This is a genomic window from Pseudomonas sp. AN-B15 (assembly GCF_019056475.1).
GTDB classification, from domain to species: Bacteria; Pseudomonadota; Gammaproteobacteria; order Pseudomonadales; family Pseudomonadaceae; genus Aquipseudomonas; species Aquipseudomonas parakoreensis.
The window spans coordinates 2715941-2742368 of sequence record NZ_CP049737.1; the positions used below are offsets into that span (position 1 = coordinate 2715941).

The 26428-nt window shown below is 62.3% G+C and carries 24 protein-coding genes; 11 read left to right on the forward strand and 13 right to left on the reverse strand.

Annotated elements, in window-relative coordinates:
• Positions 1-164 precede the first annotated feature (164 nt).
• From GTQ41_RS12235 to GTQ41_RS12260, 6 genes are all read left to right on the forward strand, one after another.
• On the forward strand, positions 165-851 hold the full coding sequence (locus GTQ41_RS12235; protein WP_177325722.1) for a CsgG/HfaB family protein: 687 nt from the start codon (positions 165-167) through the stop codon (positions 849-851).
• Positions 852-880: 29 nt separating this feature from the next.
• Positions 881-1249: a DUF4810 domain-containing protein gene (locus tag GTQ41_RS12240; protein ID WP_003225593.1), complete on the forward strand. Its 369-nt coding sequence runs from the start codon at positions 881-883 to the stop codon at positions 1247-1249.
• Entirely contained in the window at positions 1246-1905 is a 660-nt protein-coding gene (locus tag GTQ41_RS12245) for a DUF799 domain-containing protein (protein WP_027613674.1), read from the forward strand. The genes GTQ41_RS12240 and GTQ41_RS12245 overlap by 4 nt, the downstream gene beginning before the upstream one ends.
• A 239-nt stretch (positions 1906-2144) precedes the next feature.
• The gene (locus tag GTQ41_RS12250) at positions 2145-2834 is read left to right on the forward strand and encodes a GntR family transcriptional regulator (protein WP_047294016.1); all 690 of its coding nucleotides are present in this window, start codon (positions 2145-2147) and stop codon (positions 2832-2834) included.
• Positions 2835-2969: 135 nt separating this feature from the next.
• The gene (locus GTQ41_RS12255) at positions 2970-5081 is read left to right on the forward strand and encodes a hybrid sensor histidine kinase/response regulator (protein ID WP_047294018.1); all 2112 of its coding nucleotides are present in this window, start codon (positions 2970-2972) and stop codon (positions 5079-5081) included.
• A gap of 182 nt (positions 5082-5263) precedes the next feature.
• On the forward strand, positions 5264-7897 hold the full coding sequence (locus tag GTQ41_RS12260) for an excinuclease ABC subunit UvrA (protein ID WP_047294020.1): 2634 nt from the start codon (positions 5264-5266) through the stop codon (positions 7895-7897).
• Positions 7898-8522: 625 nt separating this feature from the next.
• Here the strand turns inward: GTQ41_RS12260 and GTQ41_RS12265 are convergent.
• From GTQ41_RS12265 to GTQ41_RS12290, 6 genes are read right to left on the reverse strand one after another with little or no spacing between them, the layout of a single operon-like run.
• A complete protein-coding gene (locus GTQ41_RS12265; protein ID WP_047294023.1) occupies positions 8523-10466 on the reverse strand; it encodes a response regulator in 1944 nt (647 codons plus the stop codon).
• The gene (locus tag GTQ41_RS12270) at positions 10456-11331 is read right to left on the reverse strand and encodes a sensor histidine kinase KdpD (RefSeq protein ID WP_047294025.1); all 876 of its coding nucleotides are present in this window, start codon (positions 11329-11331) and stop codon (positions 10456-10458) included. Before GTQ41_RS12270 ends, GTQ41_RS12265 begins: the two co-directional genes overlap by 11 nt.
• Complete coding sequence (locus GTQ41_RS12275; protein WP_047294660.1) at positions 11324-12334, reverse strand: ATP-binding protein; 1011 nt, start codon at positions 12332-12334, stop codon at positions 11324-11326. The genes GTQ41_RS12270 and GTQ41_RS12275 overlap by 8 nt, the downstream gene beginning before the upstream one ends.
• Entirely contained in the window at positions 12331-12735 is a 405-nt protein-coding gene (locus tag GTQ41_RS12280) for an anti-sigma regulatory factor (RefSeq protein WP_041072521.1), read from the reverse strand. The genes GTQ41_RS12275 and GTQ41_RS12280 overlap by 4 nt, the downstream gene beginning before the upstream one ends.
• Positions 12732-13094, reverse strand: a complete 363-nt coding sequence (locus GTQ41_RS12285; protein ID WP_041072523.1) for an STAS domain-containing protein — start codon at positions 13092-13094, stop codon at positions 12732-12734. Before GTQ41_RS12285 ends, GTQ41_RS12280 begins: the two co-directional genes overlap by 4 nt.
• Positions 13095-13098: 4 nt before the next feature.
• Entirely contained in the window at positions 13099-13950 is an 852-nt protein-coding gene (locus tag GTQ41_RS12290) for an STAS domain-containing protein (RefSeq protein WP_047294027.1), read from the reverse strand.
• Positions 13951-14201: 251 nt separating this feature from the next.
• On the opposite strand from GTQ41_RS12290, the gene GTQ41_RS12295 reads away from it, so the two are divergent.
• Positions 14202-14468, forward strand: a complete 267-nt coding sequence (locus tag GTQ41_RS12295) for a hypothetical protein (protein ID WP_047294029.1) — start codon at positions 14202-14204, stop codon at positions 14466-14468.
• A 62-nt stretch (positions 14469-14530) separates the two neighbouring features.
• On the opposite strand, the gene GTQ41_RS12300 is transcribed toward GTQ41_RS12295, so the two are convergent.
• On the reverse strand, positions 14531-15052 hold the full coding sequence (locus GTQ41_RS12300; RefSeq protein ID WP_041072527.1) for a DUF4142 domain-containing protein: 522 nt from the start codon (positions 15050-15052) through the stop codon (positions 14531-14533).
• 203 nt (positions 15053-15255) lie between these two features.
• On the opposite strand from GTQ41_RS12300, the gene GTQ41_RS12305 reads away from it, so the two are divergent.
• The 3 genes from GTQ41_RS12305 to GTQ41_RS12315 all read left to right on the forward strand — a co-directional run bounded on the left by GTQ41_RS12305 (position 15256) and on the right by GTQ41_RS12315 (position 17911).
• Positions 15256-15498: a DUF465 domain-containing protein gene (locus tag GTQ41_RS12305; RefSeq protein WP_042559423.1), complete on the forward strand. Its 243-nt coding sequence runs from the start codon at positions 15256-15258 to the stop codon at positions 15496-15498.
• A gap of 109 nt (positions 15499-15607) precedes the next feature.
• The gene (locus tag GTQ41_RS12310; RefSeq protein ID WP_179294925.1) at positions 15608-15772 is read left to right on the forward strand and encodes a hypothetical protein; all 165 of its coding nucleotides are present in this window, start codon (positions 15608-15610) and stop codon (positions 15770-15772) included.
• Positions 15773-15922: 150 nt separating this feature from the next.
• Positions 15923-17911 carry a U32 family peptidase gene (locus tag GTQ41_RS12315; RefSeq protein WP_047294032.1) on the forward strand — a complete coding sequence of 663 codons (1989 nt, stop codon included), beginning with the start codon at positions 15923-15925 and terminating at the stop codon, positions 17909-17911.
• A gap of 27 nt (positions 17912-17938) precedes the next feature.
• On the opposite strand, the gene GTQ41_RS12320 is transcribed toward GTQ41_RS12315, so the two are convergent.
• The 6 genes from GTQ41_RS12320 to GTQ41_RS12345 all read right to left on the reverse strand — a co-directional run bounded on the left by GTQ41_RS12320 (position 17939) and on the right by GTQ41_RS12345 (position 25450).
• Positions 17939-18901: a Dyp-type peroxidase gene (locus tag GTQ41_RS12320; protein ID WP_047294033.1), complete on the reverse strand. Its 963-nt coding sequence runs from the start codon at positions 18899-18901 to the stop codon at positions 17939-17941.
• 68 nt (positions 18902-18969) lie between these two features.
• Positions 18970-20235 carry an FAD-binding oxidoreductase gene (locus tag GTQ41_RS12325; RefSeq protein ID WP_047294035.1) on the reverse strand — a complete coding sequence of 422 codons (1266 nt, stop codon included), beginning with the start codon at positions 20233-20235 and terminating at the stop codon, positions 18970-18972.
• A gap of 2 nt (positions 20236-20237) precedes the next feature.
• Positions 20238-21815 (reverse strand): aldehyde dehydrogenase (NADP(+)), encoded by a 1578-nt coding sequence (locus GTQ41_RS12330; protein ID WP_047294037.1) that lies wholly within the window; start codon positions 21813-21815, stop codon positions 20238-20240.
• 58 nt (positions 21816-21873) lie between these two features.
• Positions 21874-22821: a dihydrodipicolinate synthase family protein gene (locus GTQ41_RS12335; protein ID WP_047294039.1), complete on the reverse strand. Its 948-nt coding sequence runs from the start codon at positions 22819-22821 to the stop codon at positions 21874-21876.
• A 51-nt stretch (positions 22822-22872) separates the two neighbouring features.
• Positions 22873-23799 (reverse strand): 4-hydroxyproline epimerase, encoded by a 927-nt coding sequence (locus GTQ41_RS12340; RefSeq protein ID WP_047294041.1) that lies wholly within the window; start codon positions 23797-23799, stop codon positions 22873-22875.
• A 22-nt stretch (positions 23800-23821) separates the two neighbouring features.
• Positions 23822-25450, reverse strand: coding sequence for an APC family permease (locus tag GTQ41_RS12345; RefSeq protein ID WP_047294043.1), 1629 nt, complete (start codon positions 25448-25450; stop codon positions 23822-23824).
• A 200-nt stretch (positions 25451-25650) separates the two neighbouring features.
• On the opposite strand from GTQ41_RS12345, the gene GTQ41_RS12350 reads away from it, so the two are divergent.
• A complete protein-coding gene (locus tag GTQ41_RS12350; protein ID WP_047294045.1) occupies positions 25651-26424 on the forward strand; it encodes an AraC family transcriptional regulator in 774 nt (257 codons plus the stop codon).
• The last annotated feature ends 4 nt before the right edge of the window (positions 26425-26428 follow it).

The following is a 26428-nucleotide window of genomic DNA, read 5'->3' on the forward strand; positions in this document are numbered from 1 at the left end:
CTCCTACAGGGGGGATTTGTGGTGTTCAGATCAGCCAATTCATTGGCGTCAAAAAAATCTGTCGCGAATGATGGCACTTTGTCATAATGCCGCCCCTTTTCCTGCTCCCCACCGCTTTGCCGTGCCGGGACACACCGTTTTTTCAGAAGGAATGCACAGTGAGAATGATCTCCCGGATGTTGGTCTCAGGCGTTGCGATTGCCGTGCTCGGCACTCTTGCCAGCTCCCTTGCCGGCTGCGCCACCGAAAGCTCCCGCGCACTGCCGGTGGCCAAGGTCGAGAGCGCCACGCAAGTCTGGACCGGCGCTCGCGTACCGATGGCGGTGGGCAAGTTCGATAACCGCTCCAGCTACATGCGCGGGATCTTCTCCGACGGTGTCGATCGTCTCGGCGGCCAGGCCAAGACCATCCTGATCACTCACCTGCAGCAGACCAACCGTTTCTCGGTACTGGACCGCGACAACATGGGCGAGATCCAGCAGGAAGCCGCGATCAAGGGCCAGGCCCAGCGCCTCAAGGGCGCCGATTACGTGGTCACCGGTGACGTCACCGAGTTCGGCCGCAAGGAAACCGGCGACCACCAACTGTTCGGCATTCTCGGCCGGGGCAAGACTCAGGTCGCTTACGCCAAGGTCAACCTGAACATCGTCAACATCAGCACCTCCGAAGTGGTGTATTCGACGCAGGGCGCCGGCGAGTACGCCTTGTCCAACCGCGAAATCATCGGTTTTGGCGGTACCGCCGCGTACGACTCCACCCTCAACGGCAAAGTCCTTGATCTGGCCATGCGCGAGGCGATCAATCGTCTGGTCGATGGCATGAACGCCGGTGCCTGGAAACCGGCTAACTGATCGTTATTCATTGCAAGGAGCAACACCCCATGAATCTGACTTTGTCGCGGTCGCTGCTGGCCCTGACGCTGGCCGCCAGCGCCTTGCTGGCCGGTTGCAGCAGCCCGAAAACCCTGTACCAGTGGGAAGACTATCAACCGCAGGTCTACGAATACTTCAAAGGCGAAGAACCGAAGGAAGCCCAGGCCGAAGTCCTGGAGCGCGATCTGCAAAAGATCCGTTCCACCGGCAAGGCCGTGCCGCCGGGCTATCACGCGCACCTGGGCCTGCTGTACCTGAGCATGGGCAAGGACGATCAGATGGTGCAGCAGTTCCGCACCGAAAAAGCGCTGTTTCCCGAGTCCGGCCCGTACATGGATTTTCTGCTTAAAAACGCCAAGACCGGAGACGCCAAATGATCTCGCGCACCCTGAAACTGCTGGCCGCCGGTTTGGCCCTGACCGTGCTCGGTGGCTGCGTCGCGCCGAAAACCGTGGATTACTCGGCGTACAAGCAGGCACGGCCGAAGACCATTCTGGTGCTGCCGCCGCTGAACACCTCGCCCGACGTGAAGGCGTCGTACAGCCTGCTGTCGCAGGTGACATTCCCACTCGCTGAAGCCGGTTACTACGTACTGCCGATCACGCTGGTGGACGAAACCTTCCGCCAGAACGGTCTGACCACACCGGATGACATCCATCAGGCTCCGGCGAACAAACTGAAGGAAATCTTCGGTGCCGACGCTGCGTTGTACATCACCGTGACCGAGTACGGTACGCGTTACATGGTCATCAGCAGCGAAACCGCCGTGACCGCCACCGCCAAACTGGTGGATCTGAAATCCGGCACCACGCTGTGGACCGGTTCGGCGCGGGCGTCGAGCGAAGAGGGCGGCAACAACAGCGGTGGCGGTCTGGTCGGCATGCTGATTACCGCCGCAGTGAAGCAGGTGATCAACAGTTCGACCGACGCCGGGTATCCGATTGCCGGTGTGGCGAGCAATCGTCTGTTGTCGGCCGGTCAGCACGCCGGCCTGTTGTACGGTCCGCGTTCGCCGAAATACGGTACTGACTGAAGATCAAAAGATCGCAGTCTGCGGCAGCTCCTGCAGGGAAACGCATCCCAAATGCAGGAGCTGCCGCAGGCTGCGATCTTTTTGCATCATGACGGCCTCCCGCTCACTTGCCCCCGCCTGACTTGCGATTCATCCCCTGCATCTCGCCACCAAAGGCGATATCCTGCGCCACACTTATCGAAGCAAACAGCGCAAAACTCTGGAACACCGTGTTTGCCCGAGGCTAAAGGAGTGTTCGAATGACCGAGAAGAAACTGGAAACCACGGTCGACCGCGTCTACCAAGGGGTTTACCAGGCGATCAGCAAGCGTTCGCTGCGTCCGGGGATGAAGCTGGGCGAGGCTTCGCTGGCCGAACTGTTCAATGTCAGCCGTACGTCGGTGCGCGCTGCGCTCAAGCAACTGGAGGCCGAAGGCCTGGTCACCACCGAGCCCAATAAGGGGGCGTCGGTGTCGTTGCCGAGCAATGAAGAGATCCGCTCGCTGTTCGAAACCCGGCGGCTGATCGAGATCGGCATCGTCACCGAGCTGTGCCGCCGCAAGGACGCCGCGGCGATGCAAGACCTGCGCAAACACCTGTTGCTGGAAGATGAAGCCCACGCCGCCGGCGATCATGAACGACTGATCCACCTGCTCGGCGAGTTCCATATCAAACTGGCGCGCAGCCTCAATAATCCGGTGTTGCTGGACTGGTTCCAGAAGCTGATTTCCCGTGCCTCGCTGTACGTTGCCGCACTGGATGACGACAGCCACGAAGCCTGCCGCGACAACGAACATCTGCGCCTGATCGAATACATCGAGGCAGGCGACCAGAACGCCGCCATCGAGCTGACCTGCCTGCACCTCAATGGCGTCGAAAAGGCGATTCTCGACGTCGCTGCGAAGATGAAAACTGGCTACCATCCGCTCAAACACCTGATCGGGGTCTGAACCCGGGGCGCCGCGAGAAATCGGCTATACCTTCAATGAAACCAATGCGACCGGCGGCGCTCGAAACACAGGGGCGCTGCGTCCGTTCAGCGTTGCGATATATCGGGCAAACACCACAGGACACCGAGTCAATCGATGCAGTTTTTATCCGATAGCCACGGTTGTGACGGCTGGAAAGGCGAGATGGCCGAACGCATTTGCGCGTTCGACTGGCGCCACACCGAACTCGGCCCGCTCGACACCTGGCCTGCCAGCCTGTGCAGCGCCGTGCAATTGATGCTGGCCTCGCCCTTGCCGATGGTCATGCTCTGGGGCCACGCCGGGTACATGATCTACAACGACGCGTACTCGCAGTTTGCCGGTGGTCGCCACCCATATCTGCTGGGTGCACCCGTGGAACTGGGGTGGCCGGAAGTCGCCGACTTCAATCGGCATGTGGTTGACACCTGTCTGGCGGGCGGCACCTTGTCCTACCGCAACAAGGAACTGGTGCTGTTGCGCGATGGCGTGCCTGAAGATGTCTGGATGGATCTGTATTACAGCCCGGTGGCCAACGACGACGGCGTGCCTTCCGGGGTGATGGCGATGGTGGTCGAGACCACCGAGTTGGTGCGCTCCGAGCGCCTGCGTCAGGCGGCAGAAGACGCCTATCGGGCCGACAACGAACGGGTGCGTCTGGCGCTGAATGCCGGGGCGTTGCTCGGCTCGTTTGTCTGGGATGTGAAGAACAATGTGTTGTCGGCGGACGAGCGTTTCGCTCGCACGTTTTCGTATCCGCCCGAGCAGGATCTGAGCAACCTGCCGCAATCCCTGACTGAGTCGCGGATTCACCCGGATGACCTGGCGTGGGTGCAGGACCGGGTCAATCATTCGCTGCAGACCGGCGAGCCGTACAACGCCGAATACCGCGTGCGGCGCGCGGACGGCAGCTACCTGTGGGTGCTCGCCAGTGGCGCCTGCGAGTTCGACGAACACGGCGCGCCGTTTCGTTTCCCCGGGGTGTTGATCGACATCCATGAACGCAAGATTGCCGAAGAATCCCTGCTCAAATTCACGCGCAACCTGGAGCAGCGGGTGGCCAGTGAAGTGGATGCCCGGCTGGCGGCGGAAGAGCAATTGCGCCAGTCGCAAAAACTTGAAGCCATCGGCGGACTGACCGGCGGCGTGGCCCACGACTTCAACAACCTGCTGCAAGTGATTGCCGGCAACCTGCATTTGCTGGCGCGGCATGAGCCGGAGAATGCCAACGTGCAACGCCGGGTCAGCGCCTCGCTGGCAGCGGTGGAACGCGGTGCGAAACTGTCGTCACAATTGCTCGCTTTTGCCCGGCGCCAACCGTTGTCGCCGGCGGTGTGCGATCCACGACAGATCTTCGACGGCGTTGGCGAACTGCTCCAGCGTGCACTCGGCGAAACCATTCAGATCGACGTGCAATTGCCGCAGGCCCCCTGGCACATCAACGTCGACCGCAATCAACTGGAAAACGCCATTCTCAATCTGGCGATCAACGCCCGGGACGCGATGAAAGGCGAGGGCACGATTGTCCTCAGCGCCATCAATACGCGGCTGGACAGCACTTTTTGCGCAGGCAAAGGCATCGTCGCCGGCGATTTCGTGCGGGTGATGGTCAGCGACAGCGGCGTCGGCATTGCGCCTCAAATGCTTGAGCAGGTATTCGAGCCGTTCTTCACCACCAAGGCTGACGGCCAGGGTACCGGGCTCGGTTTGAGCATGGTGTTCGGCTTCGTCAAACAAAGTGGTGGCCATGTCGAGATCGACAGCACCGTGGGCGAAGGCACGCGGGTGCAACTGTACTTTCCGCGCAGCCTGCGTCCGGTCCTTGATGAAACGCCGAGCGTCGACCCGCAGCAGAGCGGCGGCCACGAAACCATCCTGGTGGTTGAAGACAACGACGCGGTGCGCGCCTCGGCCGTGGAATTGCTGCGCGAGGAAGGCTACCGCGTACTGACTGCGAGCAATGGCGACGTGGCGATGCAGAGGCTGCTGGAAGGTATCGAAGTGGATCTGATTTTCACCGACGTGGTGATGCCGGGGCTGATCAAAAGCTCCGATCTGGCGGCATGGGCCAAGGTGCAGGTGCCGCCGGTGGCGGTGCTGTTCACCTCTGGGCACACCCGCGACATCATTTCACGCAACCACCAGTTGAGCCCGGACACGCACTTGCTGAGCAAACCGTATGGCCCGAAGTCACTGTTGCAGATGATTCGATCGGTGCTCAGTGCCTAGCTGGCCAATTCCCGATTCCCTGTGGCGAGGGGATTCATCCCCGATGGAGTGCGCAGCACTCCCCTGCATTTTTCCAGCTATATGGCATTTGCAGTGACTGCGCCGGCTGCGCCGCCGATCGGGGATAAATCCCCTCACCACAGGGTTCAGCTTCGCCCCTATTTTTTCTGCAGGGACAGCCAATGACTTCCAAGCGTAATTCCAAAGCACCTACCGGCATGGTCCGGGTGCGTGGCGCCCGTGAGCACAACCTGAAGAACGTCGACGTCGACATCCCTCGCGATGCGCTGGTGGTGTTTACTGGCGTTTCCGGTTCGGGCAAGTCGTCGCTGGCCTTTTCGACCTTGTACGCCGAAGCCCAACGGCGCTATTTCGAATCGGTGGCGCCGTACGCGCGGCGCCTGATCGATCAAGTCGGTGTGCCGGACGTCGATGCCATCGAAGGCTTGCCGCCCGCCGTGGCTTTGCAACAGCAGCGCGGTACGCCGAGCACGCGCTCGTCGGTGGGCAGCGTGACCACCTTGTCCAGCCTGATCCGCATGCTGTATTCCCGCGCCGGCAGTTATCCGTCGGGGCAACCGATGCTCTATGCCGAGGATTTTTCACCGAACACGCCGCAGGGCGCCTGTCCTGAGTGCCACGGCCTTGGCCGGGTCTACGAAGTGACCGAGGCGCTGATGGTGCCCGATCCGGACCTGACCATCCGCCAGCGCGCCGTGGCGTCCTGGCCGCTGGCGTGGCAAGGGCAGAACCTGCGCGACATTCTTGTGACCATGGGCATCGACGTCGACATTCCGTGGAAGAAGCTGCCGAAAAAACAGCGCGACTGGATTCTGTTCACCGAAGAAACGCCCACCGTGCCGGTGTACGCCGGGCTGACCCCGGAGGAAACCCGGGTCGCGCTCAAACGCAAGATGGAACCGAGTTATCAGGGCACTTTCACCGGCGCCCGCCGTTACATCCTGCACACCTTTACCCACTCGCAAAGTGCGCTGATGAAGAAGCGCGTTGCGCAATTCATGCTCGGCAGCCCGTGCCCGTTGTGTGACGGCAAGCGCCTCAAGCGTGAAGCGTTGTCGGTGACCTTTGCCGGATACGACATTGGCGAGTTGTCGCAGATGCCGTTGCTGCAAGTGGCCGAAGTATTGAAGCCCGTGGCCGCGGCGACGTACCTGGAACAGGCCGAGGAAAGCGGTGAAACCCTCAGCCATGCGCAAACCCGCGAGGCACGTCAGCAACGCGTCGCCCACGGTGCCAGCGGCCACGCCAGCGCGCCGGACGTACGCCACACGCCGAACCTGTCGCTGGAAAAGCGTCTGGCGGCGCAGCGCATTGCCGAGGACTTGCTGGAACGGGTCAGCACCCTGACTGATCTGGGCCTCGGTTACCTGGCGGTGGAGCGCAGCACGCCGACCCTGTCGTCCGGCGAGCTGCAACGCCTGCGCCTGGCGACACAATTGGGCTCGCAGCTGTTCGGCGTGATCTACGTGCTCGACGAGCCGTCCGCCGGCCTGCATCCAGCCGATGGCGAGGCGCTGTTCGAGGCCTTGCAGCGCCTGAAGGCCGACGGCAACACGCTGTTTGTGGTCGAGCACGATCTGGAAACCATGCGCCGTGCCGACTGGCTGATCGATGTCGGCCCGGCGGCGGGCGAGAAGGGCGGGCAGGTGTTGTACAGCGGCCCTCCGGCCGGGTTGGCCGAGATCGACGAATCGCAGACCCGCGCCTACCTGTTTGCCGAGAGCCAGCGGCAGACCCGCACCGCGCGCAAGCCGAGCGGGTGGCTGAAACTCGATGGCATCAGCCGCAATAACCTGCACAACCTCAGCGCTGAATTTCCGCTGGGCTGTTTCACCTCGGTGACCGGGGTATCGGGTTCCGGCAAGTCGAGTCTGGTCAGTCAGGCGTTGCTCGAACTGGTCGGTGCGCAACTCGGGCGGCCGGTGATTGAAGAGGCGCCGGAAGAACTCAGTCTCGAAGACGACGCGCCGCAGGCCAGCAGCGGTCAGGTGACTTCAGGGCTGGAGTCGATCAAACGACTGGTGCAGGTCGATCAGAAGCCGATTGGCCGTACGCCGCGTTCGAATCTGGCGACCTACACCGGGCTGTTCGACAACGTCCGCAAACTGTTCGCCGCCACCCCCGAGGCGCGGGCGGCGGGGTACGACGCCGGGCAGTTCTCCTTCAACGTCGCCAAGGGCCGTTGCCCGACCTGCGAGGGTGAGGGGTTTGTCAGCGTTGAGTTGCTGTTCATGCCGAGCGTGTATGCACCGTGTCCGACCTGCCATGGCGCGCGCTATAACCCGCAGACGTTGATGATTCAGTGGCAAGGCCTGAGCATTGCGCAGGTGTTGCAACTGACCGTGGATGAGGCGGTCGAGGTGTTCGGCGAACAGCCGGCAATTTGCCGTTCGCTGGAAGTGCTGCGAGACATCGGCCTCGGTTATCTGCGGCTCGGGCAGCCGGCCACCGAGCTGTCCGGTGGCGAGGCACAGCGGATCAAACTGGCAACCGAACTGCAGCGCAATCAGCGCGGCGCGACCTTGTATGTGCTGGATGAACCGACCACCGGCTTGCATCCGCGGGATGTCGATCGGCTGCTGGAACAACTGGACAACCTGGTGACGGCAGGGCACACGGTCATCGTGGTCGAGCATGAAATGCGCGTGGTAGCGCAAAGTGACTGGGTGATCGACATCGGCCCGGGGGCCGGGGATCAGGGCGGCCGGATTGTCGTGGCCGGCACACCGCAGAAAGTCGCAGCGAGCAAGAAGAGCCGGACGGCGCCGTTTCTGGCGCGGGCCTTGAGCCGATAGCGACGCCGTCCCGACCGGCCCCATCGCCAGCAGGCTGGCTCCTACAGTTTTTGTGGTGTGCACAAGGCTGGTGATCAACAAAAACCTTGTGGGAGCTGGCTTGCCAGCGATAGCGGAATGTCAGGCAATGAGAGGCTGAATGTGCCGACGCCATCGCGGGCAAGCTCGCTCCCACAGTTTTTTGCGGTGTTCACAACACCTGCGGATGGCATCAGTCCTGTGGGAGCTGGCTTGCCAGCGATAGCGGAAGGTCAGGCAATGAGAGGATGGATGTACCGACGCCATCGCGGGCAAGCCCGCTCCCACAGGTTTTTACGGTGTTCACAACACCTGCGGATGGCATCAGTCCTGTGGGAGCTGGCTTGCCAGCGATAGCGGAATGTCAGGCAATGAGAGGCTGGATGTACCGACGCCATCGCGGGCAAGCCCGCTCCCACAGGTTTTTGCGGTGTTCACAACACCTGCGGATGGCATCAGTCCTGTGGGAGCTGGCTTGCCAGCGATAGCGGAATGTCAGGCAATGAGAGACGGAATGTGCCGACGCCATCGCGGGCAAGCCCGCTCCCACAGGTTATCGGGTGATCATGAACCTTGTGGGCGCCAGCCTGCTGGCGATGGCGGTGTGTCAGGCGCCATCAAGCGTGCGCCGGACCTTGTCCAGCAATTCGCTGATCTGGAACGGCTTGACCAGCATTTCCATGCCGCTGCCCAGAAATACCTGACGATTGATCGCGGTCTCGGCATAACCGGTCATGAACAGAATGGGCAGGCTTTCACGCCAGCCCCGCGCCACGTCCGCCAGTTCACGACCGCTCATGCGCGGCAGGCCAACGTCGCTCAGTAACAGGTCGATGGTCGGATCATTCTGCAAGCGCTCCAGCGCGGTTTCGATATCCGCCGCCTGGGTGCAGCGGTAACCTGCATCCTCCAGCACTTCGGTGACGAACATGCGCACCGCCGGCATGTCTTCGACAATCAGGACATGCTCACCGGCGCCCTGCGGATCAACTTTCGGTGCCGGGATATCGGCCCCGGTCGGGTCGTTGGTCGCCGGCAGCATGAGGGTCACTTCGGTGCCGCGCCGTGCCACGCTGCGGATGTGCGCATCGCCGCCGGACTGGCGGGCGAAACCGTAGATCGTCGACAGCCCCAGACCGGTCCCCTGACCCAGCGGTTTGGTGGTGAAGAACGGATCGAACACTTTGTCGATCACACTGTGCTCGATACCGGTGCCGTCATCGCGCACCGACAGCGCCACATACGCACCATCGGCCAGGTTCGGGTCGCCGTGGGAATATGCCGCATAGGTGTTGACCCAGATATTGCCGCCTCTGGGCAGCGCATCCCGGGCATTGATCACCAGATTCAGCACCGCGCTTTCCAGTTGCACCGGATCGACCAGGGCAATCGCCGGTTTGTTGGTCAGCTCAAGTTTGAGCGTGATGCGTTCACCGATGGTGCGCATCAGCAACTCTTCCAGCGAGCGCACTTGCTCATTGATGTCTACCGGTCGGGTATCCAATGGCTGTTGGCGAGCGAAGGCCAGCAGGCGATGAGTGAGTGACGCCGCACTCATCGCCGAATTCAGTGCGGCTTCGGCGTAGAACTGCACCTTGTCCGGACGCGCATCGGCCACGCGTTTCTGGATCAGTTCCAGACTGGTGATGATCCCGGTCAGCAGATTGTTGAAGTCGTGGGCAATGCCTCCGGTGAGCTTGCCCAGCGCGTCCATTTTCTGCACTTGCAGCAGCTGCGATTCGGCACGCACGCGCTCGGCGACTTCCTTGGCCAGTTGTGTGGTGGTGTCGTCCAGCTGTGCCAGGTGCGAGCGTTCGCGGTGGCGATGCTCGGTGACGTCTTCGACGAATACCAGGCTGAGCTGCGGCGTGCGGTACGGCGAAATCTGCCACTCGGTTTCGCGAATCTCGCCCTGTACGCGCATGTTCAACGTGCCTTTCCAGCGCTCGCCATCGACCAGTCGCAGGCGCAACTCGTCGAGGATCGCGCCCTGGTCATCGTCGAAGCATTCGCTGAGGGTGTGCGGGTTGCGGTTGTCCTGAATCATTTGCGTGAAGGCATGGTTGCATTCATGCACTTTCAGGTTGGCATCGAGCACGGCAATCGGCGCCGAGACATTGACGAAAATCTCGCGGAATCGGGCCTCGCTCTCACGCAGCGCATTTTCGGTATCACGCACTCGCAGCAAAGTGCGCAGGGTCGCCAACAGCACGTCCGGGTCCACCGGGTGAATCAGGTAGGCATCGGCCCCGGCGTCCAGCCCGGTGATGATGTCGCCGGTCTGGATCGACGCGGCAGACACGTGGATCACCGGCAGCAGCGCGGTATGCGCATCAGCCCGCAGAATGCGCACGATATCGAAACCGCTCATGTCCGGCAGATTGACGTCGAGGATCAGGGCGTCGAGCGCTTCGCTGGCGATCAGTGTCAGGCCTTCGCTGCCGGTACCGGCCTCCAGCACCTCATAGCCATGGCGCTCCAGACGCCGGCGCAAGGCGTAGCGAGTGGCGACGTTGTCGTCGACGATCAGCAGACGGATGTCACGTTTCATCGACATTCTCCAGGGCGAGCGCCAGTGGAATGATCACGAAAAAGGTCGAGCCGACCCCTGGCTTGCTGTCCATTCCGACCTCGCCGCCGAGCAGGGCGGCAAAGCGCTTGCACAGCGACAGGCCGAGACCGGTGCCGCGCAGGCGTTTCTGCAATGGCGAGTCGACCTGAGAAAAGTCCTCGAACAATGCACCATGCAGCTCCGGCGCGATACCGATGCCGGTGTCGCTGACGGCAAAACGTACTTTGTCCGCACCTTCCAGGCGCGCCGAGACCCGGACTTCGCCACGGGTGGTGAATTTCAGCGAGTTGGAAATGAAATTGCGCAGGATCTGCGCGAGTTTCTTGTCGTCGGTGTACAGGCGCGGCAATCCGACCGGCTCTTCGAAAATCAGATCAACCGCCGACGCATCGACGATCGGCCGGAACATGCCGCGCAACGCGCTGAACAGATCGAACATGTCGAACCACGCCGGAGAAATACTGATTCGTCCGGCTTCGATCTTCGCCAGATCGAGCAAGTCGTCGACCATGTCGCTCAGTTCCCGGGCGGCGCTGCTGACGAACGCCACTTGTTTGTGCTGCTCGGGGCTGAGCGGGCCGTCGAGCTCGTCGGCGAGCAAACTGTTGACGCTCAGGATCGAACCCAGCGGCGTGCGGAACTCATGGCTCATGTACGACAGGAAACGGCTTTTCAGATCCGAAGCCTGGCGCAGTTGTTCGGCCTGGGTGTCGAGCTCGGCGTAAAGCGCAAGCACGCCCTGGTTGGTTTCGTCGAGTTCGTCGCGCAGGGCGGCGGTCTCGCTTTGCAACTGGGCGATCAGCGCAGCCTGGTCCGCCGCGTTCAGGGTGGGCGACTCAGCCATGGGCGGCCTCCAGGGCAACGACCAGCACCGTTACGTCGTCGCGTCCGCGACAGAAATCGCGGTGCAGGACGCTGGCTATCACGGCGGGATGGCGGTGCACCAGACCGGGGTAGTCTTGAAGATTCCAACGGGACTGCAGGCCGTCGCTGTACATGATCAATAGATGTCCGTTCACGTGAGCATAGTCAAAGGGCTGGGCTTTCCGGTATTGGCCGCCGACGATCCCCGGGTGAGAGGCCAGCCCGCGCGACTTGTCGGCGCTGATCAGGCTGGCGCCGATGTTGCCAACGCCGGTATAGGTCAGGCCGTCGCGGGCGGCATTGAACTGCGCGAACGCGGCAGCACCCCCGCGGCTGCCGATCATGTCGCGGTGCATGTCCTCCATCAGCAGCACCGGGCTGGCGAACGGGCTCTGGGCGAACACCTGTTCGCCGGCCTTGGCCGCCCGCTCGGCGTCTTCACCGTGGCCGAGGCCGTCGATGATCAGCGCACTGACGTTGGCACCGTTGTACGCCAGGTGCCAGGTGTCGCCGCACGCCGGATCGTTGTGCAGTGAGTGCTGGCTGACGCCGTAACGCAGGTCGGGCTGTCGGTCTGCGCGTGGATACAAACGCGCCAGCAGCACCGCGCCACGGGTGTCGGCATAAACGTCAAACACGTCGGTCTGGCGCGCCACGGCGCCCAGCCCGATGCCCTGGGTGCCACCGGTGGAAAAGCCATCGGTCAGGCACGCGTCCAGGTCAAAGCCTTGAGCGCGATCGACCGCAAGCATTTCGATGCCGAAGCCGCCGGTTCGCGGTAGCAGCCGCAGATGAAACTCGCCACGGCTGGCATGCTTGAGCACATTACTGGCCAGTTCGGTGGCGACCAGCGCCACACGTCCGGCTTCGGTCGCATCGAAGCCATGTTGCTCGGCGAGCCGTTGCGCGGTGCGCCGGGCGTGGCCGATCTGGCTGCTGTCTTCGATCAGCAGCACCTGGGTCAGCGACCCAGCGATATTCATGTCCATCGGGTGATCGTTATTCGAGTGCCCTTGCCGGGCTCGGTGTCCAGTTCGAATTCATCGACCAGCCGTTTCGCGCCCGTAAGCCCCAGGCCCAGACCGCTGCCGGAGGTCCAGCCATCGGTCATCGCCAGTTTGATGTCGGGAATGCCCGGGCCTTCATCGCGAAAAGTCAGGCGCAGGCCGACACGTGCGTTTTCGTCGAGGATCTGCCAGTCCATGTCGCCGCCACCGCCATAGACCATGGTGTTGCGCGCCAGCTCTGAAACGGCCGTCACCAGTTTGGTCAGGTCGATTAGCCGCATGCCGCATTCTGTGGCCAGTTTGCGCGCCGTCTGCCGGGCGAGCACCACGTCCTGCTCGATGCTGATCGGTTGAGTACCGCTGCTGCGTACGGTCATTGTTGGCGTACTCGTTCCTGCAGCAGTTTCATTCCGCGCTCGACGTTCAGCGCGGTGCTGACGCCGGGCAGGGTCAGGCCGAGTTCGACCAGAGTGATCGCCACGGCGGGTTGCATGCCTACCAGCATGGTTTCGGCATCCATGATTTTTGACAGGCCGGAGATGGTGCCGATCATCCGCCCGATGAACGAGTCGACCATGTCCAGCGCCGAGATATCGATCAACACACCGCGCGCCGACGTCCTGCTGATGCGCTCGGACAAGTCGTCCTGCAGGGTCAGGGCCAGTTGGTCATGCATGTCGACCTGGATGGTGACGAGCAGAAAGTCGCCCATTTGAAGAATCGGAATACGCTCCATCGGCTCAGACCGCTTTGCCGAGGCTGATGCCCAGGCGGGTAAGCGCGAGTTTCAATGCATCGGCCAGATTGGCCTTGGTGACCACGCCTTGCAGGTCCAGGCCCAGGTGCACGATGGTCTGGGCGATCTGCGGACGCACGCCGCTGATGATGCAGTCGGCGCCCATCAGGCGAATCGCGGTCACGGTTTTCAGCAGGTGTTGCGCCACCAGGGTATCCACGGTGGGGACGCCAGTGATATCGATGATGGCGATTTCCGAACCGGTGTCGACGATGCGTTGCAGCAGGGATTCCATCACCACCTGGGTGCGTTGCGAGTCCAGGGTGCCGATCATCGGCAGCGCCAGCACGCCATCCCACAGTTTGACCACTGGCGTGGAGAGCTCCAGCAATTCTTCCTGTTGACGTTTGATCACCGCTTCGCGGGACTTCTGGAAGGTACGGATGGTGTGCATGCCGAAGGCGTCGAACAGTTCGGAAATCTCCCAGAGTTGTTCGGCCAGCAGTGCCGGTTGTTCACGATAGTGACTTTGCAGCAGGGCAAACAGCGGGCCTTTGAGCGCGAAAATGAAGCTGGCGGTCTGTTGCGAATCCTGACCGAGCAGGGCGCGGCTGTGGGAAAGCTTTTCGAGGAACTGGCGGGTGGCTTCCCAACCCGGCGCATTGATGTGGGTGCCGTTGTCATCCTGCAAGCCATTGATCACCAGTTGCAGGAATTCGCTGGTCTGTTGTTGCAGGTCATGGTCCTTGAGGTTGCGGGTGGCGCCGCTGGCTTCCAGGCCGTTGATCCATTCGCTCAGCAGTTGGGATTGTTTGTTTTTCATCGCATCGAATGTGCTGTTCTGCAGTGCTGCCATGTGCCTGTTGCTCCGTAGCGTATGGGGGCCGGTTCTGTAAAAAGTGACCGGTGCGAACTCAGTGACCTTTGCCGTTCAAAATAGTTGTTCGGTTGCGCAAGGATATTTTTGATCTGGCGCAAGAAAGGCCCCGGTAACTGTAGTCGGCGCCCCTGAAACCAGCGATGTTTTGAACGTTGGCCGTGTAGCGGCTTCGAACATTCAGGGCCGGCGGGTTTGAGTCGCGCCAGCATTAGAAAAACGAGGTGGCTATGAACGAGCAATCGCAACAGCAGCAACCGGGTGCCGAACCGATCAATCGCAACGACCCGGCCATCGATCCGCAAGTGCCGGGACAGAGCTCACCCATCCCGCCGAAGGGCGAGGGCGAACAAGTCCAGAGCGCTGACCCTGCGGTGGACCAGAAGAACAAACACACCGACAACGACAACGAGTTCAGCCCCGGTTTCGAACCTGAGCCCGATCGTCCGAAGCCCGGTGAGAAAACCGATGCCGACATCGATACTGACGGCGGTTGATCACGCTGAAATGACAAAAGGCCGCATTAATCAATGCGGCCTTTTGCTGTACAGCGCCCGGGTTACTTGCTCGGGTGCTTGGCCTGCAGCTCTTTGGCAGCCGTCAGGTGTTTTTCCAGCGCCGGCAGCATTTTCTGCGCGAAGGCTTTCAATTCCGTGGCGCCCTTGACCTTGTCGTCGGTCACCGTGTTCGCTTCTTTCTTGAACAATTCGATGGTTTCTTCGTGGGCTTTGACCTGGTTGTTGGCGTAGGCCGCATCGAAGGATTCGTCACGCATGTCGAGGATCTTCTCCTTGGCCTGCTTGACCAGGGTGGTGCTGTCCGGCACCTCGATGTCATTGGCCTTGGCGATGCTCGCCAGTTCATCGTTGGCCTTGCCGTGGTCGGTGATCATCATGTTGGCGAAGGCCTTGATGTCGGCCGACTGGCTTTTTTCCAGGGCCAGGCGGCTGGTCTCGATTTCTGCAATGCCACCGGCTGCGGCATTGTCGACGAAACTGTTGGAAGTGGCGGCAAAGGCACTCCCCATGCCGCTGCTCAACGCGACAGCGAGAACGAGGTGACGCAGGTTGAATCCGTCCATTGGTATTTCTCCACACAGGTTTTTGTTGACGTTATGTAATGGAGGCAATGGCGCAGGCAAAGGTTTGATCGCGTTTACGACAGGGCGACGAACGGCCACCGCTGGTCTGACAGGTGGTCGACAGAACCCCTCAACCGAGGCCATTCTGATACGGGCTGACGCATCGGTCGCGTTGGCTGCCGATCAACTGACGGAGGTGTTCCATGCCGGTTCCCCATGACCTGTTTCAGGACTTGAGCTGCACGAAGGAAGAGATCCAGCAAAAACGCACCCAGGATCCACGACTGGATTCACTGATCAACAAGTATTCCCAGGCTGACGCCGACGTGGTCAAGGCCGAAACGGCCACCTCGGACGCCCCCAGCGACGACGCACTGAAAAAACTCAAAGAGAAGCGTCTGAAGGTCAAGGACGAAATAGTCAGCCATTTGCAGGCGCCGTCCTGATCCCCGGATGATCCGCCGACCCACGGTTGCGGATTGACGGGAACGACAACCACCCTCGGCACCTCGAATGTACAGAGTCTTCATTTAGCGACTCTTTGCGAGGTGCCTCATGAACACACCCAGATTTCCCAGTGAAGAGCAGGGCGGTTTCGACCCGGTTCCCACGCATCCTGAGCCCAACAGCCCGGCGCACACCACCACGTTTCCCGAAGAGCCGGACGAAGATCTTCCTGAAGACGAAGATCCGGACACGTTCGACCGATCCGGCAATTGACAGGCCCTGAGCGCTGGCAAGCCGGTTATCGCAGGGGATGTGTCTTTCAGTGGCGTCGGGACATTTGCCACTTGGCAGCACAAGCGTGCCGCTCGGGCGTTTCGCGGCTACAATGCGCGCCTTGACCGTGACCGCCTGACTAAAAAAACTATGTCCTTGCCCAAGCATCACCTGGAACTGCTCAGCCCCGCCCGTGACGTGGCCATCGCCCGTGAAGCCATCCTGCACGGCGCCGACGCCGTGTACATCGGTGGCCCGAGCTTCGGCGCGCGCCACAACGCCTGCAACGAAGTGAGTGAAATCGCCGGACTGGTGGAGTTTGCCCGCCGTTATCACGCGCGCATCTTCACCACCATCAACACCATTCTGCACGACAACGAACTGGAGCCGGCCCGCCAGCTGATCCACCAGTTGTACGACGCCGGCGTCGACGCGCTGATCGTTCAGGATCTGGGCGTAATGGAGCTGGACATTCCGCCGATCGAGCTGCATGCCAGTACCCAGACCGACATCCGCACCCTGGAGCGGGCGAAGTTCCTTGATCAGGCCGGTTTTTCGCAACTGGTGCTGGCCCGTGAGCTGAACCTGAAAGAAATCCGCGCCATCGCCGATGAAACCGATGCTGCCATCGAGTTCTTCATCCACGGCGCCCTGTGCGTGGCGTTCTCCGGGCAGTGCAACATTTCCCACGCGCAGACCGGGCGCAGCGCCAACCGTGGCGACTGCTCCCAGGCCTGCCGTCTGCCGTACACCCTCAAAGACGAAAAGGGTGGCGTGATCGCCTACGAAAAACACCTGCTGTCGATGAAGGACAACAACCAGAGCGCCAACATCCGCGCGCTGGTCGAGGCCGGTGTGCGCTCGTTCAAGATCGAAGGTCGTTACAAGGACATGGGCTATGTGAAGAACATCACGGCCTATTACCGCCAGCGTCTCGACGATGTGCTCGAAGACCGTCCGGATCTGGCCCGCGCTTCCAGCGGCCGCACCGCGCATTTCTTCCTGCCGGACCCGGAAAAGACCTTCCACCGTGGCAGCACCGACTACTTTGTCACCGATCGCAAGATCGACATCGGCGCGTTCGACTCGCCGACCTTCACCGGCCTGCCGGTGGGCACCGTCGAGAAAGTCGGCAAGCGTGACATGCAGGTGGTGACGCAGGAGCCGCTGTCCAACGGCGATGGCCTCAACGTGCTGGTCAAGCGGGAAGTGGTGGGTTTCCGCGCCAACATCGCCGAGCCGAAAGGCGAGTTCGAAGAAGACGGCGAGAAGCGCTACCGCTACCGCGTCGAGCCGAACGAAATGCCCGAAGGCCTGTACAAGCTGCGCCCGAACCATCCGCTGAACCGCAACCTTGACCACAACTGGCAACAGGCACTGCTGAAGACCTCCGCCGAACGCCGCGTGGCCCTGAGCTGGGTGGCGCGTCTGCGTGAAGAGTTGCTGGAACTGACCGCCACCAGTGAAGAGGGCATCAGTGCCAGCGTGACCCTGAACGGTCCGTTCGGGGTGGCCAACAAACCGGAGCAGGCGCTGGAGCAATTGCAGGATCTGCTCGGCCAGCTCGGCACTACGCAGTATCACGCCATCGACGTGAAACTGGACGCACCGCAGGCGTTCTTCATCCCGAACTCGCAGCTCAAAGCCTTGCGCCGTGAAGTCATCGAAGCGCTGACCGCCGCCCGCGTTGCGGCGCACCCGCGTGGCAGCCGCAAGGCCGAAACCACGCCGCCGCCGGTGTACCCGGAGTCGCACCTGTCGTTCCTGGCCAACGTCTACAACCAGAAGGCCCGCGACTTCTATCACCGCCACGGCGTGAAGCTGATCGATGCGGCTTACGAGGCCCATGAAGAAGCCGGTGAAGTGCCGGTGATGATCACCAAGCACTGCTTGCGTTTCTCGTTCAACCTGTGCCCGAAACAGGCCAAGGGCGTGACCGGCGTGCGCACCAAAGTCGCGCCGATGCAGCTGATTCACGGCGACGAAGTGCTGACCCTGAAGTTCGACTGCAAGCCGTGCGAGATGCACATCATCGGCAAGATGAAAGGCCACATCCTCAACATGCCGCAGCCGGGCAGCGTGGTGGGCCACATCAGCCCTGAAGACCTGCTGAAAACCATCCCGCGCGCGCCACACTGAGTGACGGGCGGGCGTGGCGCTACGGTGTCACGCCTGCGCGGGCTCGCGCTCCGCGAGGTCTTCGAGCAAGTCGGCTGATGGTACAAAAAACAAACCTCCGGTGACTGCCGTGCTGAAGTCCAGCAAGCGGTCGTAGTTACCGGCAGGTTTGCCGACAAACATGTTCTCCAGCATCTGCTCGATCGGTTCCGGCGAGCGCGCGTAGCCGATGAAATAGGTGCCGAACTCGCCAGCCCCCGGACGACCAAACGGCATGTTGTCGCGCAGGATCTTCTGCTCCTGGCCGTCCTTGGTGATGGTGGTCAGGGCGCTGTGGGAGTTGCTCGGCTTGACCTCCTCACCGAGTTCGATGTCAGCCAGTTTGGTGCGGCCGATCACCTTCTCCTGAGCCTCGACGCTCAACGCATTCCACGCCTGCATCTTGTGCAGGTACTTCTGCACCAGCACATAGCTGCCGGATTCGAACGCCGGATCTTCGTTGCCGATCAGCGTGAAGTGATCGGCCTTGCGGCCCACCGGGTTCTCGGTGCCATCAACGAAACCGATGATGCTGCGCATGTCGAAGTAGCGGAAACCCTGCACCTCATCGACCACCGTGATTGCGCCGTTGAGTGTGCTGCACAGCTGCGTGGCCAGTTCGAAACACAGGTCCATCTGCTCGGCACGGATGTGCAGCAGAATGTCCCCCGGCGTCGCCACCGCACGACGGCCCTCGACGCCGAACTCACGAAACGGATGCAGCGAGGCCGGGCGCGGGCTGCCGAACAGCGAGTCCCAGGCGCTGGCGCTGAACCCGCAGACACACGACAGGTTGCCGTTGGGTACGCGTTTGCCGACCGAACGGGTGAGGGCGGCGATGTCGCCGCACCAGCCGCGCACCTGACTGGCGGCGTCGTTCCCGGGCAGCAACGTGGCGACGATGAAGATCGCGCTGCTGGTGATGGGGTTGCAGATCGCTTGCGGCTCGGGGGTATCCATTGCTGAGGTCATCGTCGGTTCCATATGCGCGGGGCCAAGGTCGGCGCTCAGTATGAAACCAAAAACGTTTCATCGGTATCTCAGAAACGCTCCAGTCGATAGGCCTCCTGTGCCGGCAAGCCAGCGTTTGCCGAAGGGGATACCAGCTGCGCGACCATTTGCGCCGTCACCGCCGCCTGCGTCAGCCCCAGATGCTGATGGCCGAAGGCGAGCAGCACCTTGCCGTCGCAAACCTGGTCGATGACCGGCAGCGAGTCCGGCAGCGACGGACGAAAGCCCATCCACGGCGTCGCGTCTTCAGCGTTCAAATCATCGCGGAACAAACCTTTGCTCAAGCGATGCAATTGCCAGGCGCGCTGCATGAACGGCGGGCGCTGCAGGCCGGCGAACTCCACCGTACCGGCCAGGCGCAGGCCGCCGGTCATCGGCGTCATGATGAACTTGCGCTCCAGTGACGTGACCGCAAACGGCAGGCGCCCGTGCTCGTGCGGCAACATCAGGTGATAGCCACGCTCGGTGTCCAGCGGCACCTGCTTGCCGGTCAGCGCGGCGGTGAGCTTTGCCGAATGCGCACCACAGGCGATCAGCACCTGCCGCGCGCTGAAACGCCCCTGATCGGTAAGCAACGACACGCCATGCGCCTGCAACTGGCCGCCCTGAACGTCCTGCTGAATGAACTGCACGCCGGCCGTTTTCGCCGCACTCACCAGTTCACACACCACCTGATACGGGTCGAGAAAGTGCCCAGTATGCGGGTAGAACAACCCGCCCTGAATCTGCTCGCTGAGCTGCGGCGCGCGCTCCCTGACGACGTTGGCGGACCAGAAGTCCACCGGCACCTGCTGCTGACGCATGCGCGCCTGCAAGGCGTCGACGCCTTGTCGCGATTCGGCACGCTCGAACACCAGCAGCGAGCCGTCCTCCTTGAGCAGGTCGGGGCGGGCGATGCTGTGCAGCAGGCGCTTCCAGGCGTCCAGACTGCTTTCGTTGAGCGCACGCAGGCCTGCGATGGTGCGCCGGAACGGCGCCGGACGCAGGTTCAGCAGCAGGCGGGTGAACCACGGCACGGCGCACGGCAGGTATTTCCAGTCCAGTCGCAGCGGGCCCATCGGGTCCATCAGCATCGCCGGCAGACGCTTGAGGATCGACGCGTCGGCAATCGGAAACACCTGCTCGGTGGCCAAGTGTCCGGCGTTGCCGAACGAGGCGCCATGACCGGGCGGCTGCTTGTCGATGACCACCACCCGTTTACCCTGACGCGCCATTTGCAGAGCGCAGGCGACGCCGATGATGCCGGCACCGATCACGGCGATATCGGCGTGGTCCGCTGTGAGGTTGTCGGGCATGTTCAGGCTTCCCTCTGGCCGTCGAGCAAGCGCCGCAAGTGCAGCGGATTTGCCTGTTGCAACGGTAGCGGCAGCAAACCGTCAGGAAAGTCCTGATAGCACACCGGACGCAGGAAACGCAGAATCGCCGCGGTGCCGACCGAGGTGCTGCGCGCGTCTGACGTGGCCGGAAACGGCCCGCCATGCACCATTGCGTCACACACTTCGACCCCGGTCGGCCAGCCATTGACCAGCAAACGTCCGGCCTTGCGTTCCAGGGTCGGCAACAAGGCCCGGACACGATCCAGATCAGCGTCATCCAGTTGCAGTGTGGCGGTCAACTGGCCTTCGAGATGCTCGCAGACCTGACGGATTTCATCGTCATTGGCGCAACGTACGATCAGCGACGCCGGGCCGAAAATTTCACTTTGCAGGCGCACGTCAGCGAGGACGTTCTGCGCCTGAGTGAGGAACAACTGCGCTTGACACTGATTAGGGCCTTCAGCTGCAAGACCGCTCGCCAGGCGTTGTGCCTGCGGATGTTCGGCCAGCGCGCCGGCGCCAGTTTCATACGCGCGGAAGATCCCTGGCGTGAGCATGGTCTGCGCGGGGCTGCGCTCGATCAGCTCGGCGGCAGCGGCGATGAAAGCGTCCAGCGCCGCGCCTTGGCGAGCGATGACCAACCCGGGATTGGTGCAGAACTGCCCGGCGCCCTGAGTCAGCGAGGCGACAAAGCCTTGCGCCAACGCCTCACCGCGAGCGGCGAGCGCTGCGGGAAACAACAACACTGGATTGATCGAACTCATTTCCGCGTACACCGGAATCGGTTCCGGCCGTGCCTGCGCCGCTCGGCTCAAGGCAAGGCCGCCACTGCGCGAGCCGGTGAAACCCACAGCCCTGATGCGCCAATCGCTGATCAGCGCAATCCCCACTTCATTGCCGGAACCGAACAGCAGGGAGAACACACCTTCGGGCAACGCGCACTTTTTCACGGCGCGAGCCAGCGCTTGGCCGACCAGTTCGCTTGTGCCGGGATGCGCGCTGTGCGCCTTGACGATCACCGGGCAACCGGCGGCCAGCGCCGAAGCGGTGTCGCCGCCTGCCACGGAGAACGCCAGCGGAAAGTTGCTCGCACCAAACACGGCCACCGGCCCCAGCGCAATCTGCCGCTGGCGCAGATCCGCGCGTGGCAGTGGCTGACGTTGTGGTTGTGACTGATCGACGCGAACGTCCAGCCATTCGCCAGCGCGGACGGTGCGGGCAAACGTGCGCAATTGTCCGCAGGTGCGTCCGCGTTCGCCTTGAATCCGTGCGCGCGGCAGGCCGGTTTCGGCCACGGCGCGGTCAATCAGCGCATCACCGAGGGCTTCGATCTCATTGGCGATGGTTTCGAGAAATTCGGCGCGAGCACTGAGGGACGTCTCGCGATATGGATCAAACGCTTGCCACGCGAGTTTGCAGGCCTGGTCGACCTGCTCGCTGCTGCCCCCGGCGTACGCGGGTTCCAGCACCGTATCGGTGGCGGGATTGATCGCACGGATCGCTTCACGGCTGCCGGCAATGGCGTGGCCGCCGATCAACATGTGGCCTGTCAGAGTCATGGCGCTTCCTTGATAAAAGAGGTGAGGCCCCGATATCGCACCGGGGCAGGGACTGCGATCAGGCGAGGTTCTGCTCGGCGGACCAGTTTTTGTACCACTGACGGAACAGCGCGTACTGGGTCTCGGCGTAACGACGCTGGGCATCGCTCAAGGCGTCGGTTTCGTTGAAGTGCAGGGCGTATTCGCGGTCGCCGTTGAGCACCATCAGGTGCTTGTAATACAGCACCAGATCGCAGCCTTCATCGAACGACGACAGCACTGCCAGCGCTGCTTCCAGTTCGCGCGCCAGACGCCGGGCCTTGGCATCGCCCTTGGCCGCTTGTTTGCTCAGCGCCACCAGTTGCAGCACTTCGCGCGGCAAAGCGTTGCCGATGCCGGTGATCGCGCCGGTGGCGTTGCAGTTGACGAAACCGTGAACCACTTGCGTATCGACGCCGACCATCAGGGTCACGGCATCGTCCTGCGAGGTGATGTTCTCGGCGGCGTAGCGCAAGTCGGCGCCGCCGCCGAACTCCTTGAAACCGATCAGGTTCGGGTACTCTCGGCGCAGCTCGAAGAACAGCTCGGCGCGGGTGGCGAAGCCGTAGTAAGGGCTGTTGTAGATCACCGCCGGCAGGTTCGGTGCGGCCTTGAGGATCGCGGCGAAGTGGGCTTTTTGCGCAGTCGCCGAAGCACCACGGGACAGCACGCGTGGAATCACCATCAGGCCATGGGCGCCGACTTTTGCAGCGTGCGCGGCGTGGGACACCGCTTCACGGCTGTTGACCGCGCCAGTGCCGACGATGGTTGGTACCCCGGCGGCCACCAGCCGCGCCACGCCTTCCTGACGTTCGGCCTCGGTCAGCAACGGCCAGTCGCCCATCGAGCCGCAGTAAACCACCGCGCTCATGCCGATATCGATCAGTTCGCGACCTTTGGCGACCAAGGCGTCGAAGTCCGGTTTGCGTGCGGCGGTGCACGGGGTCATCAGCGCGGGAATGCAGCCAGTGAAGATGTTATCGCTCATTGTTGTAGCTCCTCGGGACATTCATTCAGATCGGTAAAAAAGCGGGGCAGGTCAGATGCCCCACGCGAAAGGGTCCTGCTCGTCGATCAGCAGGGTGGCGTCGGCGGTCATGTAGGCGCGACCGGTAATGAACGGGCGTACGCGCTCGCCGTGCCATTCGAAGCGCCCTTCGAACTGGCTGCCGGTGATGCTCGCTTGCGTCCAGACCTGGCCTTCGGCGAGTTTGCCGTCGGCGGCCAGGCAGGCCAGTTTGGCGCTGGTGCCGGTGCCGCAGGGCGAGCGGTCGTAGGCCTTGCCTGGGCACATGACGAAATTGCGGCTGTCGGCCTTGGCATCGTCGGCGAACAGTTCGACGTGATCGATCAGCGCGCCGTCCTCGCCATGAATGCCCTGGGCTTCCAGGGCCTTGAGCATCGCCCAGGTGTAATCAGTGAGGGCTTCGACGTTGCTCATCTGCAGGTCCTGGCCGTGTTCGGAAACCAGGAAAAACCAGTTGCCGCCCCAGGCGATATCGCCGAACACGCGGCCGTGGCCGGGCACGTCCACCGGCACCTGTTTGCGATAGCGGTACGCCGGGACGTTGCCCAGGGTTACCGCGCCGTCCTCGTGCAGGGTCGCGCTGACCGGCCCGACCGGAGTGTCGATCGTGTGCACGCCCGGTTCGATGCGGCCCAGGTAATGCAGCGAGTTGACCAGGCCGATGGTGCCGTGCCCGCACATGCCGAGGTAACCGGCGTTGTTGAAGAAAATCACCCCGCAGGTGGCGTCCGGCGAGACCGGCGCGCAGTACAGCGCGCCGACCAGCACGTCGTTGCCGCGCGGTTCCAGCAGGCAGGCGCGGCGCCATTGGTCGTAGCTTTCGCGCAAGGCATCGCGCTGCTCGGCGATGCTGTTGCCGGGCAGGTCGGGAAAGCCTTTCATCACCAGACGCGTGGGTTCGCCGCCGGTGTGGGAGTCGATGATGTGCAGTCGTTTCATGAACGCGTCCCTTCAGTGAATATCAGGCGTGCGCCGGGCGTTGGCCCGTTGCCGAACGGGTGGAGGATTCAACGGCTTCACTTTCGTCGTCTTCGGTTTCCAGACGAATCAGGTGTGCCGGTACGCCGGTGGCCGCGCCCCAGTAGTAGATGCCCAGTGCGCAGGCCGCGACGATCACGGTGTCGAACGGATGACTGAGCACGCCGATACCGCCGAAACTGCCGAGTTTGGAGAGGAGGATGGTCAGCGCGTAGAAGCCGATCAGCCACGCCGATGAGCGCACTTGCTGGCCCAGATTCAGGTGCGCGGTCGGCACCAGGCGACCACACAGCAGGTAGATCACGAACATCAGGATTTGCAGGCCGAGCAACCACGACACGGTGCCCCAACCCGACCAGTAGACGATCAGCGCGGCGATGATGAACGACAGTGGCCCGAGCACATTCATGCCCTTGACCCGGAACGGACGCGGCATGCCCGGCGCGCTGCGGCGCAGGGCGGCCACCGACACCGGGGCCACGGCGTAGCTCAATACCAGCGCGGCGGAAACCACGTTGATCAGCGCTTCCCACGACGGAAACGGCAGGGTCCAGAACACCGACAGGCCAAAGGTCAGCCACAGCGCGGGGCGCGGGATGCCGGATTTTTCATCGATGCGGGTGAAGATCTTGAAGAAGGTCCCGGTCTGCGCCCAGCCGTAGATCACTCGCGGCGTGGCATTCATGTAAATGTTGCCGCAACCGCTGGGCGAGATCACCGCGTCCGCCACCACCAGGTATGCCAGCCAGCCGACGCCCAGTGCCAACGCGATGTCGCGATACGGCAGGGCCAGTTCCTTGGCGACACCGGCCCAGCCATTGGCGAGCATTTCGGTCGGGATACCGCCGAGGAACGCGGTCTGCAGCAGCACGTAGATCGCGGTGGAGAGCAGCACCGACAGGATCAGCGCAGTCGGAATCGTGCGTTGCGGGTTCTTCACTTCACTGGCCACCGAAATGATCGGTGTCAGGCCCAGATACGCGAAGATCACCCCGCCGGCCGACACGGCCATTTCGATCCCGGACAGGCCGAACGGCGCAAAGCCGTGCACTTCGAAATTCGCCGGTTTGAAGAAGCTGAACAACACGCCGATCACCAGCAGCGGCACGATGAACTTGAACACGCTGACCAGATTGTTGGCCATGGCGAAGGTCTTCACGCTGCGGTAATTGAGCAGGAAAAACAGACACAACAACCCGAACTGCACGAACCAGCCGAGCACGGTCGGGTCGCTGGAGCCGACCTTGGTCAACTCGGGAAACCACGCTGCTGCATATTGCCGCGAGGCGACCACCTCGATCGCCACCAGACTGGAAAACGCGATCAGCGTAATGAAGCCCATCAGATAACCGAGCAGCGGGCCGTGGGAGTAAACCGGGTAACGCACCACGCCGCCGGCACGGGGCAGCGCAGCGCCCAATTCGCAGTAGACGATGCCCAGCAGCAACACGGCGAAACCACCGAGCAGCCAGGAAAAGATCCCCGCCGGGCCGGCGATGGCGGACACATGACTGGCCGCGAACAACCAGCCTGAACCGAAGATCGCCCCCAGTCCGATGAACGTGAGGTCTATCAGTGAAAGTTGTTTCTTGAACTTGCCTTGGCCTGTCATAGCGTCGCCTTCTTGTTGGTTGTTGGAGGGGCGTGCAGTGGCGCTACAGTGAACTTGTCAGGCGCTGCGCGATTGATGTTTTTTGCCGGTGTCGATGACGAAATCAGCACAATGGCCCACGGCAAAGGCCCGGCTCGACAGGCTGCCAGCCATCGGGCAATCTGCGCGCAAGCCAATGCGCACAGTGGGGAGTGACAGTCATGACGCAGAATGCGTTTGCGATCCTGAGCCAGCAGAACGAGGCGAGCCGAGCGCAATGCCTCGACGATCTGCTCGCCAGCATGGCGCTGCTGTTACCCATGCTGGATGTGATTCCCAACGCGGCAATCTTCATCAAGGATCCGCAGGCGCGCTACGTCATGGCTAACCAGACGCTGGTGCAGCGCTGCGGTTTGAAAGACCTGCGACCGTTACTCGGCAAGACCAGCGCCGAAGTGTTTCCGGCGCAACTTGGCCCGGGCTACACCGAGCAGGATCGGCGCGTGCTGGAAGAGGGATTGGTGCTGGAGGATCAGCTGGAGCTGCATTTGTACGGCAGCCGCGAACCCGGCTGGTGCCTGACCCACAAGCGTCCGCTGTACGATCGTGATAACCGGATCATTGGCCTGGCGGGCATTTCCGTCGACCTGCAAACCGCCAGCGAAACCCATCCGGCGTATCAGCGTCTGGCGGCGGTGGACGAGTACATTCGGGCGAACTTCAATCAGCGCGTCAGCCTGAGCGAACTGACGCGCATCGCCGGTATTTCAGTGGCGCAACTGGAGCGTTACTGCAAACGGGTGTTCCACCTGACGCCGCGGCAGATGATCCAGAAAGTGCGTCTTGAGCACGCGCATCGGCTGTTGCACGGCGAGTTGCCGATCACCGAGGTGGCGCTGCAGTGCGGCTATACCGACCACAGCGCCTTCACCCGGCAGTTCAAGGCCTCGACCGGATTCACCCCGCGCCAGTATCGATTGGCGACGGCGCAGTGAGGCT